Origin of the sequence: Synechococcus sp. R5-15 (assembly GCF_047462035.1) — a bacterium.
Lineage (GTDB): Bacteria > Cyanobacteriota > Cyanobacteriia > Thermostichales > Thermostichaceae > Thermostichus.
Map to the genome: position 1 here is coordinate 1 of NZ_JANSIK010000107.1, position 1,947 is coordinate 1,947.

The window sequence follows — 1,947 nt, forward strand, 5'->3', positions numbered from 1 at the left end:
ATCAAAGCGCATTCCTCCCGACACCGACCCTACGGGTACAGTGCGGGGCTCCTGCGATTTCTAGCTGAAGGGACAGGATCGCGCATCCAGGGTTCTCGAATAGCGATGGGACTTGTCGGGATCCCATCTAGAATAGGCGACAACCGGGCGAGAGAGGAGGTGAGCTGGCGGGTGACCTTCGCCCAGTGGCTGGGGCTAGGGGCGCTGTTGGGCCTGCTAGTTCTGCTTTGGCAGATCCGGCAGATCCTGCTGTTGGTGTTCGCGGCCATTGTGTTGGCAGTAGCATTGGATACCTTGGCCCAGATCCCACAGCGCTACGGCTTTCGGCGTGGCCCCTCAATTGTCATCACCAGTTTGACGGTTTTGGTGGCCGCGATCTTGGTGGGGCTAATCGTGGTGCCCCCCCTGGCGGAGCAGTTGCGGTGGCTGTTTACCGATGGGGTGCCCGCCGGGATCGTGCAAGCGCAGCGGCTGTTCGAGAGCTTGATTCTCTCTTTGCCGACGGATATTGAGCTGCCGACGCTGCGGGAATTGGCCAATAGCTTGGTGCCCCAGGCCACCGAGTTGGTGCGACAGGTGCGCGACTTTTTCTCCGAGTCCTTCACTGCCTTTTTTGGCACCCTGCTCAACCTATTGTTTGTAATCATCCTCACCATTTTGTTGTTGGCGGATCCCCAAGCCTACAGTCGCGCTTTTGTCTCGGTTTTCCCGGCCTTTTACCGTCCCCGCATTCGCTACATCCTCAAGCGCTGTGAGCTGGCGCTGCGAGGGTGGCTGATGGGGATCCTGTTTACCAGCACCTTGGTGATGCTGCTGAGTGGGATCGGGCTGTGGATTTTGGGGGTGCCCCTGATCTTGGCCAATGCGGTGCTGGCGGGATTGTTCAACTTCATCCCCAATATCGGCCCCACCTTAAGCGTGGTAGCCCCCATGCTGGTAGCCCTCACGGATGCCCCTTGGAAGTCCTTGGCAGTGCTGGGGCTGTATATCCTGATCCAGCAGTTGGAAAGCAGCGTCTTCACCCCCATCGTTATGTCCCGACAGGTGTCGCTCCTGCCCGCCCTAACCCTAGTAGCTCAAGTTACTTCAGCCTTTTTCTTTGGGGTGCTGGGCCTGTTCCTGGCCGTGCCTTTGGCGGCAATCCTGCAGGTGTGGATTCAGGAGGTGCTAATTCGGGATGTCCTGGATCCCTGGCAGGGATCCCGATTGCGGCCCTTGCTCAGGTTGGAAAGTGGAGAGAACGGGATCCAGAGCTCCACCCAGGCGGAAAACCAGGATCCCATTCCGCGACCGCAATCGGTGCGAGAAGGTTGAGGGGGCAATGCTCCTGACTTGGCTCAACCCCATCAGCTTAGCCACACGACCGGCCCTTCCATTGGGCAGGAATCGACGTTCTCCCCACGGCTAGAGCCGGGGGATTCTTTCCCGTCGCTCCACGCTCCTCGCGCTTGACCGGTGTGAGAACGCGACAACTGGCAACTGCGCACCCAGGCAGAGCGGCATCGGGGAAACAGTGAGGCCCACGGCCCGCTGTGCGAAGGGCATTCTGTCAACCAAGGATTCTGTCCCGCTATCGCTCACCTGGCAAGGTTGGACTGTGGAGTCCCGGCGGGAAAAGCCGCAACCCCTGCTGGCGCACCCGCCGCTCCTGGAAAGGGATAGGGGTCACGCGCGGCAAAGGCGTAGCCACAGGCTGGGGAGTTGAAGTGGGCACAGCTTGCGGAGAGGGCTCTGGGCTGGGCTCAGGCGTAAGCTCAGGTTCGGGAGTGGCTACTACGGGCGGTGGCGTTGGAACAGCCGGGATCCCCTCTGGTGTCGGACGGGGGCGGCCCAGTTGAAAGCGCGGCTGGCGACGAGGTACAAGCGTGGGCGTCGCCTCTGGCGTTGGAGTCGGAGTGGGTGTGGGTGTGGGCGTCGGGCTGGGTGTTGGCGCCGGAGTAGGAGTGG

At 61.2% G+C, this 1,947-nt stretch carries 1 protein-coding gene and 1 pseudogene; one reads left to right on the forward strand and one right to left on the reverse strand.

Features of this window, described 5'->3' with window-relative positions:
- Nucleotides 1-159: 159 nt before the first annotated feature.
- Complete coding sequence (locus tag NW839_RS09770) at nucleotides 160-1,314, forward strand: AI-2E family transporter (protein WP_414380611.1); 1,155 nt, start codon at nucleotides 160-162, stop codon at nucleotides 1,312-1,314.
- Between the two features lie 256 nt (nucleotides 1,315-1,570).
- Here the strand turns inward: NW839_RS09770 and NW839_RS09775 are convergent.
- Nucleotides 1,571-1,947: pseudogene (locus NW839_RS09775) on the reverse strand (hypothetical protein); the annotation flags it as partial.